The sequence below is a fragment of the Streptomyces sp. NPDC001492 genome, assembly GCF_053597275.1.
In genome coordinates, this window is sequence record NZ_JBSFHW010000035.1 from 108688 (window position 1) to 118005 (window position 9318).

Annotated in this window: 8 protein-coding genes; 2 read left to right on the forward strand and 6 right to left on the reverse strand. The window is 72.0% G+C overall.

The genetic code is table 11. From position 1 onward, the window contains the following. Positions 1 to 216: 216 nt before the first annotated feature. Together ACWC1K_RS35430 and ACWC1K_RS35435 are read right to left on the reverse strand one after the other, a co-directional pair. Complete coding sequence (locus tag ACWC1K_RS35430) at positions 217 to 1458, reverse strand: LCP family protein (protein ID WP_450837025.1); 1242 nt, start codon at positions 1456 to 1458, stop codon at positions 217 to 219. 213 nt (positions 1459 to 1671) lie between these two features. After that, complete coding sequence (locus ACWC1K_RS35435; protein ID WP_450837026.1) at positions 1672 to 2427, reverse strand: TIGR03089 family protein; 756 nt, start codon at positions 2425 to 2427, stop codon at positions 1672 to 1674. Between the two features lie 129 nt (positions 2428 to 2556). Here ACWC1K_RS35435 and ACWC1K_RS35440 point away from each other — a divergent pair, with 129 nt between their 5' ends. Both ACWC1K_RS35440 and ACWC1K_RS35445 read left to right on the forward strand, forming a co-directional pair. Continuing rightward, complete coding sequence (locus tag ACWC1K_RS35440; protein WP_450837027.1) at positions 2557 to 4029, forward strand: peptidoglycan recognition protein family protein; 1473 nt, start codon at positions 2557 to 2559, stop codon at positions 4027 to 4029. 174 nt (positions 4030 to 4203) lie between these two features. Then, positions 4204 to 5286: a sugar phosphate nucleotidyltransferase gene (locus ACWC1K_RS35445; RefSeq protein ID WP_450837028.1), complete on the forward strand. Its 1083-nt coding sequence runs from the start codon at positions 4204 to 4206 to the stop codon at positions 5284 to 5286. A 203-nt stretch (positions 5287 to 5489) separates the two neighbouring features. Here ACWC1K_RS35445 and ACWC1K_RS35450 read toward each other — a convergent pair whose 3' ends face one another. The 4 genes from ACWC1K_RS35450 to ACWC1K_RS35465 all read right to left on the reverse strand — a co-directional run. Next, entirely contained in the window at positions 5490 to 6500 is a 1011-nt protein-coding gene (locus tag ACWC1K_RS35450; protein ID WP_450837029.1) for a DNA-3-methyladenine glycosylase family protein, read from the reverse strand. 197 nt (positions 6501 to 6697) lie between these two features. Next, on the reverse strand, positions 6698 to 8023 hold the full coding sequence (locus ACWC1K_RS35455; RefSeq protein WP_450837038.1) for a coenzyme F420-0:L-glutamate ligase: 1326 nt from the start codon (positions 8021 to 8023) through the stop codon (positions 6698 to 6700). 8 nt (positions 8024 to 8031) lie between these two features. Further along, on the reverse strand, positions 8032 to 8991 hold the full coding sequence (gene cofD, locus ACWC1K_RS35460) for a 2-phospho-L-lactate transferase (protein ID WP_450837030.1): 960 nt from the start codon (positions 8989 to 8991) through the stop codon (positions 8032 to 8034). Between the two features lie 33 nt (positions 8992 to 9024). After that, on the reverse strand, positions 9025 to 9318 hold a 294-nt coding region (locus tag ACWC1K_RS35465; protein WP_450837031.1), incomplete at its 5' end, for a cysteine dioxygenase.

Here is a 9318-nt window from a genome sequence, read left to right on the forward strand (position 1 = left end):
ACGCGGCGCCTTCCCCCTCAAAGACGCTCGGGTCTCGGTCACACAGTGCGCGACCCCAGGAAGGACCTGGCGGACCGGTGCACCGGATCGCTCACACTATCCGGCCAGTTCAGCGTGGAGCGACGCCGGTGACAAATTCCACGTCCCTACAACTGGGCAATCCGCCCATTTCTTTGGGTTTTCTTGGGACGACTGTTCGTCGCGCTGATGCTCGCCCTACCCGCAGCCGTCCTCGTCGGCGGTGTTCCCGCGGAACGTCGGCGCGGGCGAACTGGAGGCAGCGGCCTCGCCGTGCCGCTTTCCGTCTGACTTCCCGTCGCCGTGCCGGTACGGGCCGTAGTCGTGCGACTGCTCATACGAATCCCCGCCCGAATATCCGTACGACTTTTCCTTGCCGCTCGTGGTCGAATTACGGCTTTTTGAGTCGGAATCCCGTGGAACTTCCGCCGTGACCGCCAACGGCTCGTCCCTGCGCACCCGTTCGAACAACTTCTCCGCCTCCGGCTCCACGAGCTGGTCGCGATTGGCGTCGTAGACGTACGACTCCCGCGGAACCGTGAGGAATTGCACCGCTCTCGTGGGGATGTCGCGCAACCCGCGCACGAGTTGATACAGCCCGCGCAGGCTCGCCAGCCCCGGGTCGGTGGTGAGGGACGAGGTGGCGGCGTCCAGCACGGGATAGAGCTTCACCGGGTTCAGCAGGACGTCGTTGCTCTGGACCTTGTTGACGAGCGCCCCGAGGAACCGCTGCTGACGGTCCATCCGGTCGGTGTCACTGCCGTCGCCGAGGGACTTGCGGGCGCGCACGTACCCGAGGGCCTGCTCGCCGTCGAGCGTGACCCGGCCCGCGGGCAGCTTCAGCCTGGCCGCCTTGTCGTCGATCGGCTTCTTCAGGCACACCTGGACCCCGTCGACCGCGTCGACCATCTCCTTGAATCCGTGGAAGTCGACGACGATGTGGTGGTCGACGCGGATGTCGGTCAGCTTCTCCACGGTCCGGATGGTGCAGGCCGAACCACCCGTCTCGAAAGCGGAGTTGAACATCGCGAACATCGGCTCGGAGCGGTCCCCGTCGGACCGGAGACAGGCGGGGATGTCCACCATCAGGTCACGGGGAAGCGAGATCGCGGTGGCGGCGTGCCGCCCCGCGGAGAGATGCAGCAGGATCGTCGTGTCGGACCGCTCGGTCCCCGAGTCCCGCCCGTACCGGGCGTTCCCGTCCCCGGCCCGCGTGTCCGACCCGATCAGCAGGATGTTCTGCGCGCCCTTGACGAGCGAGGTGGGCCGCTCCTTCTCGTACCGGGCGAGCTCCCGGGCGGCCGCGTCGTCGGCCCTGATGTTCCCGTCCAGCTTGGCGTACACCACCAGCCCGCCCGCGACGGCCCCCACCACCACGGCACCGACCGCAAGCCCCCCGAACCGCACCCACCGCCGCCGCCGCCGACCTCCCAGGGCCATGCTCCACCCCCTCACGGCGTACGAACGTGCAGTGCCGACCTGCAGTTCTTACGACCATGGCCCGGCGGGGGCGGCGGGGTCGTGCGGTGCTGACCCGAGTGGGTGACAGCAGCGGCTCCTGAGGGGCGCGGGGCTGTGTCGATGTGCGGCTCCGCCGCGTGGGCGCGACAAGCCGCAACGGACCCGCAGCCGCTACGCCGCCGTACGAACCCCTCAGCGGCGCACCACACTCACCCGCTCGCTCTCGACCCGCTTGGCCAGCCCTTCTTCCCCCAACTGCTCCAGATGCCGGCACAACACCACGGACCCCCCGCCGGCAAGCGGCCCGTACAGCCCGGCATTCAGCCCCTCCCAGGTGTCGTACGGCAAGCCGGACAGAATCCGTGACCCCGGCCCGGTGAGGCCCAGCTCCGCCGCCTCCGCCCGAGCCCGCTCGACCACCTCCGCCGCGCTGAACTCCCGCCCGGCCACGATCAGCCCGGCCTCGTCGGGATCCACCGCCGCGAACGGCACGAACCGGTCTCCCTGGCCGGGCACCTCCACGGCGTAGTCGACGAAGCCGTCCGGCGCCTGCGGGAAGCGGCCGCCCAGCGGCCGCAGGGCGAGAGCGACCCGCTCCCCCCGGCAGGCCCTCGCGGCGGACAGCGTGTCCGGTCCGCTCACCACCACGTCGGCCGTCGCCGGATCCCCGCCGACATCGGCGACCGCCCCCACCGACGCACACGCCAGCAGCCACACCGCGGTCTGCCAGTGCGCGGGCAGCAGCAACGCGACCCGGTCGCCGGGGGCCGCGGAGAGGTCGCCCTGGAGGAGATTGGCGGTCTTGGCCACCCAATTGGCGAAGGTGGCCACAGAGAGTTCGACACGTTCGCCCGTGGCGTCGTCGTAGAAGGTCACCAGGGGGCGTCCGGGGTCCGCGGCGAGCGCGGAACGCAGCAGGTCGGCAGGGGTGCGGTCGGTGGCGTTCACCCGCGCAAGGGTACGCGGACGACCGCCCCCTCACCCCTCGGTGGGGCCACCGGTTCGGAGGAACGAAAACCGACGGTCCGTCAATTCCGGGATAGACAGATATGTATGACTATGTCCAAGATCAGGAGCATGCGTGGATTCCTTGCCTCCTCGATCGCCTCCTCGATCGGCGTCGCCTGCGCGGCCGCCCTAGCCCTTCCGCTGACCCTGCCGGTCCCCGTGGCGACGGCGAGGGCCGCGCTCGGCGGCGCAGGATCCGCGCCGGGGCCCGCCCGGCCCGACGTCCGGGGCAGCACCCAGTCGCTGCCCCTCGCCCCGCTGACCCCCCTCACCCGCGCCCTCGGCTCCACGGCCTCCACGGCCCTGGTGGAGCAGGGCCTGCCCCGGCGGGACGTACGGCGCTTCTCGATGGTCGGCGTCATCTGGGACAACCCGAACACCGAACTGCACGGCCAGGTCCAGGTCCGCACCCGCGCGAGCGGCAACGGCGCCTGGTCCGGCTGGCGCAGCCTGGAGACGCACAACGACGACGCGGCGGACCCCGGCACCGCCGAGCGCACCTCGGGCCGTGTCCGCGGCTCCACCGCACCGCTGTGGGTGGGCGACTCGGACGCGGTGGAGGTCCGGGTCCGGGCCGAGGGCGGACGCCGTACCCAGGACCACGCCCCGCGCACCCGCGCCGTCCCCGCACCGGCGGCCCTCCCGTCGGGCCTGCGTCTGGAACTCGTCGACCCGGGCGACCCCGACGACGGCGGCGACGAGGCCCCGATGCGCGGTACGGCGCCGATCGTGCCGCACGGCAGCCAGGCCGGGCCCCCCGGTGCCGGGACCGGCAACACCGAGTCGGCGGAGGCCCTGGCCTCGTCCACCGCCAACGCCGATCTCGTCCCGCTCGGCGCCACCGTGATCCCCGCGCTGAGCAAGTCCGCGACCGTGCGGGAGATGCGGACGCTGCGCGGGCACGAGCTGACGGCGAGTCAGCGCAAGAAGTCGCACATCGGCCCCCGCCCGCGCATCGTCACGCGTCGGGGCTGGGGCGCGGACGAGGATCTGCGTGAGAGGGGGTTCGCCTACACGAAGAAGGTCAAGGCGGCGTTCGTGCACCACACGTCGTCCGGCAACACCTACCGCTGTTCGCAGGCCTCCTCCGTCATCCGTGCCATCTACCGCTACCACGTGGTGAGCATGGGCTGGCGCGACATCGGCTACAACTTCCTCGTCGACAAGTGCGGAACCATCTACGAGGGCCGCGCCGGGGGAGTGGCGAAGGCGGTCAGGGGCGCCCACACCCTCGGTTTCAACAACAACAGCATGGGCATCGCCGTCATCGGCAACTTCAGCAAGAGCAAGCCGCCCGCGGTCGTCCTGAAGGCCATCGCCCGGCTCACCGCCTGGAAACTGGGCCTCTACGGTGCCAATCCACGAGGAAAGACATATCTGAAGTCGAGCGGTGGCAATCTCTACCCAAAGGGCAAGAACGTCCGAATGAATGTGATCTCCGGCCACCGTGACGGCTACCCCACGGCGTGCCCGGGCTGGCAGCTCTACCGAAAGCTCGGCACGATCCGCTCCACCGCCGCGCACCACCAGGGCCGACGCTGAGCGACTGCCGGACCCTGCAAGGGAGTTGGACACGGAGGCGCGTTGCACACCACGGGGGCACCGGAGGGAACCGCGGAACGCCGCACGGCCGTCGAAATCGCCACACGACGGTCTGCATAAACTGGCCGGCCGAAAGACAGTTCGGCCGGTCCCGGCAGGAAGCAGAGACGACAGGTGACAGAAGCGATCCTCCTGGTCGGCGGTAAGGGCACCCGGCTGCGGCCGCTCACGGTCCACACGCCGAAGCCCATGGTCCGTGCGGCCGGCGTCCCGTTCCTCACCCACCAGCTGGCGAGAGCCAGAGCGGCGGGTGTCGACCACATCGTCCTGGCCACGTCCTATCTGGCCGAGGTCTTCGAGCCGTACTTCGGCGACGGCTCGTCCCTGGGCCTGCACATCGAGTACGTGACGGAGGAGGAGCCCCTCGGTACGGGCGGCGCCATCCGCAACGTCGCGTCCCGCCTGCACTCCGGCCCCGACGACCCGGTCCTCGTCTTCAACGGCGACATCCTCACCGGCCTGAACATCCGCGCCCTGGTCGACACCCACCAGAAGACGGGCGCCGACGTCTCCCTCCACCTCACCAAGGTGACGGACCCACGCGCCTACGGCCTGGTCCCCACCGACGAGACCGGCCGGGTCCTCGCCTTCCTGGAGAAGCCGCAGACCCCCGAGGAGATCGTCACCGACCAGATCAACGCGGGGGCGTACGTCTTCCGCCGCTCGGTCATCGACACGATCCCCGCGGGCCGCCCGGTCTCGGTCGAACGCGAGACCTTTCCCGAGCTCCTCGCCGCCGGCGCCCATCTGCAGGGCATGGTCGACTCGACGTACTGGCTGGACCTCGGCACCCCGGCGGCCTTCGTCCGCGGCTCCGCCGACCTCGTCCTGGGCCGGGCCCCGTCCCCGGCCGTCCCCGGCCGCTGCGGCGACCGCCTGATCCTGCCGACGGCGAGGGTCGCCCCGGACGCCAAGCTGACGGGCGGCACGGTGGTGGGCGAGGGCGCGTTCGTGGCGGAGGGCGCGCGGGTCTTCGGCTCGACGATCCTTCCCGGCGCCGTCATCGAACCCGGCGCCGTCATCACCGACTCCCTCATCGGCACCCGAGCCCGCGTCGGCGAACGCTCCGTCCTCACCGGCACGGTCATCGGCGACGGCGCGGTCATCGGCGCCGACAACGAACTGCGCGACGGCGTACGAGTGTGGTGCGACGCCCGAATCCCCTCAGGCTCGGTGCGCTTCTCTTCGGACCAGTAGCACGGGAGGGGCCCACGCCGGTGCCCCCGCGAAGCCCGGTGGCCTGCGGGGGTGCCGTGCTGCGCCCCACATGCCGCCGGTAGGCCGGTAGCCGGTAGCCTGCGGGCATGCGTGCCGCCTGGGGCGGCACGGGTGGGCGCAGGCGGCACCCCGCAAGCGCGGGCAAGTGCACCCGCCCCGGCCCAGCCCCGACTCCGGGCCCCTTACAACAGCCCGATGTCGGTCTTCGGCATCTTCGGCATCCGCCGCGCCGGCGTACGCCCACTCAACAGAATGAACCGCGCGGCCCGATGCCGCTGCCCCGCATACGGCTCCAACAACTCCAACATCGCCGCATCATCAGCATCCCGGTCCCCGGCAAGCGCCCACCCCACGATCCCCGGCAGATGCAGATCCCCCACGGTCACCGCATCCGCCGCCCCATGACTGCGCTGCACGGTCTCCGCCGACGTCCACGGCCCGATCCCCGGCACGACCTCCAACCGCGCCTGCGCGGCCGCCGGCTCCATCCCGACCGCCTCCTCCAGCCGCGCAGCGACCTTCACGGCCCGCAGAATCGTCGACGCCCTCTTGTTGTCGACCCCGGCCCGGTGCCACTCCCACGAGGGAATCAACGCCCAGGTCCGCGGCCCCGGCATCACCCACAGCCGCCCGCCCGCAGCGGGACCCGGCGCCGGCTCCCCGTACTTGCGCACCAGCAGCCGCCACGCCCGGTACGCCTCCCCGGTCGTGACCTTCTGCTCCAGAACCGAGGGGATCAGCGACTCCAGCACCAGCCCGGTCCGCGTCAGCCGCAGCCCCGGCCGCCGATGCGCCGTGTGCGCGACCACCCGGTGCCGCGGCACGAACGCATCCGGCTCGTCCGCGCCCCCCAGCAGCTCCGGCAACTGCTCCAGCAACCACTCGGCCCCGGGCCCCCAGGCCTCTCCACGGACCTCACTCCCGCACACGGAGACCCGCAGCGTCCCGGGCCCACCGGGGGTCAGACTGGCCCGCCACACGGACCCGTCGGGCATGGCCCGAAACGTCGGATCCCCACCACCGCGCCGAAGCGGCCCCAGCACCAGCCCAAGATCAAGCGGCCCGTCCGGTACGACGGTCCGCACCCGCCCGGGCGCCACGGCCTGCCGAGGCACACCACCCCGCGCAGGCACGGCAACATGCCCACCGCGCACGGTCGTACGGGTGGGCCGGGGAGAGAACCGTCCTGCCACGGGTGAGTTCCTAGGGGGTCGGGGGTTGCCTTACGAGACTAGGCCGTGCATACGAGCGTCGGTGTGCGCTTTCAGGGGCGCGGGACTGTATCAACATGCGGCTCCGCCGCGTGGGCGCGAAGACCCACCACTCACCCGCAGTCGCGCACGAACCCAGAACGCCCGAACCGTAGGCACCCGGCGCATCCGGCGGAGCGTCACCGCACCTCGACGAAAGCAGCAGGGTCCCGCTGCGGCCGAGGCCGGGGCTCCTCCGCCGGATGCCCGACCGCCACGGCCCCCATCGGATCCCAGTCCCCGGGCAGCCCCAGAACCTCCCGCACCACATCCCGGCAGAACATCGTCGAAGAAACCCACGCGGACCCCAACCGCTCCCCGGCCAGCGCCACCAAGAAGTTCTGCACCCCCGCCCCCGCGGCGACCACGAACATCTCCCGCTCGGCCCCGTCCCGCCGGGCGTCCCCGTACGCGTGCGACCCGTCCATCACGAGACACGGCACCACCAGGTACGGCGCATTCCGCAGCACGTCCCCCCGCCGCACCCGCTTGGCGATGGACTCCTCGCTCTTCCCGTCCCGCCGCAGATCAGCGATCCAGGCGTCGCGCATGGCGTCCAGCAACCCGGTCCGCGCGTCCTGCGACTCCAGCAGCACGAACCGCCACGGCGTCGTGTGATGCGGCGCCGGCGCGGTCACGGCCGCCGCGACCGCCCGCCGTACGGCACCGGGGTCGACGGGCTCGTCGGTGAAGGCCCGCACGGTACGCCGCTGGGTCACCGCCGTCCTTATCGCCTCGGACGTCCCCAGCCGGAACATGTCGTCGCGCCCGCCGCGCACCATGGCCCGCGCCCCCTCCCCGTCGTCCTCCGCGACCACGTGCGGCAGCCCGCGCACGACGGCGACGGGCAGCCCCGCGGCCTTGCCCTTGACCAGATCGCCGGCGGCGGCCAGCTCGTCCGCCGTCGCCACGACCGTCGCGCTGAGCGGATTGCCGAACGCGTCCGTGCCCCCGCGCAGATCGTCGAGTACGTGCACCCCGGCGGCGCCGATCGCGACATCCGTGAGCCCCGAGCGCCAGGGCCGCCCGAACGTGTCGGTGACGAGGACCCCGACGTTGACGCCCAGGGCGTCCCGCAGCCCCTCCCGGATCGCCCGGGCGGACGCGTCGGGATCCTCCGGCAGCAGCAGCACCGTGCCGGAGGGGGTGTTGGAGGCGTCGACCCCTGCCGCGGCCATCACCAGCCCCTGCCGGTTCTCGACGATCCGCAGGGCCCCGCGCCGCGCCACGACCCGCACGGTCTCGGCATCGATCGCGGACTCCCGGTCGCCCGCCTCGACGACCCGCCCCTCCGCCTTGGACACGATCTTCGAGGTGACGAGCAACACGTCCCCGTCGACCAGCCCGGGCTCGGCGGCGGCGATCAGCTTGGCCACGTCGTCGCCCGGCTGTACCTCGGGAATCCCGCCCACGGCCCAGACCCGGTACCCGTCCGCGCCGCCGCACCCGCCCGTGTCCTCGGACATCCCGTCGCTCAAGGCACCCGCACCTCCTCCGCCAGTGCCAGGGCCTCACGTGCCATCCGCGCGGTCGCCTCGGTGTCGGTCATCATCAGCGGTACGGCCCGGCACCGGATCCCGGCGGCCTCGACCCGCTCCACGACGCCCGCGTCCACGGTGTCGACGAGCCAGCCGTCGAGCAGCCCCGAGCCGTAGTGCTCGGCCACCGCCGCGGCCGTCGACTCCACGCCGACCGCCGCGAGCACCTTGTCGGCCATGCCCCGCACGGGCGCGTCCCCGACGATGGGGGAGAGGCCGACGACGGGCACCCCGGCCTCGGCGATCGCCTCACGGATGCCGGGCACGGCGAGGATCGTGCCGATGGAGACCACCGGGTTCGAGGGCGGGAACAGCACCACGTCCGCCTCCGCGATCGCCTCCAGCACCCCCGGCGCCGGCTTCGCCTGCTCCGCCCCGACGGGCACGACCGCCTCGGCCGGCACCGAGGCCCGCAGCCGCACCCAGTACTCCTGGAAGTGCACCGCCCTGCGCTCACCGTCGACCTCGACGGCCACATGGGTCTCGACCCGGTCGTCCGTCATGGGGATCAGCCGCACGCCCGGCTTCCACCGGTCGCACAGCGCCTCCGTCACCGCGCTCAGCGGATACCCGGCGCCGATCATCTGCGTCCGCACGATGTGCGTGGCGAAGTCCCGGTCGCCGAGCCCGAACCACTCCGGCCCCACGCCGTACGCCGCGAGCTCCTCCTTGAGATGGAAGGTCTCCTCGGCCCGCCCCCAGCCCTGCTCCTCGTTGATACCGCCGCCGAGCGTGTACATCACCGTGTCGAGGTCCGGGCAGACCTTCAGTCCGAAGAGGTGGATGTCGTCCCCGGTGTTGCCGATGACGGTGATGTCCGCGTCCGGCACGGCCTGCTTCAGACCGCGCAGGAACCGGGCACCACCGATGCCGCCTGCCAGAACCACAATGCGCATGGGCCAAGTCTTACAGGCGGGTACGACAACGCGTCAGGCGGTTACGGCGTCGACCTCGTCGTACGCGGCCGGGGCCGCCGTGCAGGCCGTGTGCATCGGCATCTGCGTCAGGCCCGGGTAGTAGACGTGCAGGCTGACCGCCGGCTCCAGCGCGTCGTTGACGACCTCGTGCACATACCCCGGAGCGAACACGCGCTGCGCGCCCGCGCCCAACGCGCGCGTGCCCCGCTCGGTGCGCTCGGTCAGCGTGCCCTCCAGGACGGTCAGCACACCGGAGGAGGGGCCGTGGTCGTGCAGCCCGCTGCCCTGGCCGGGCACCCAGGACAG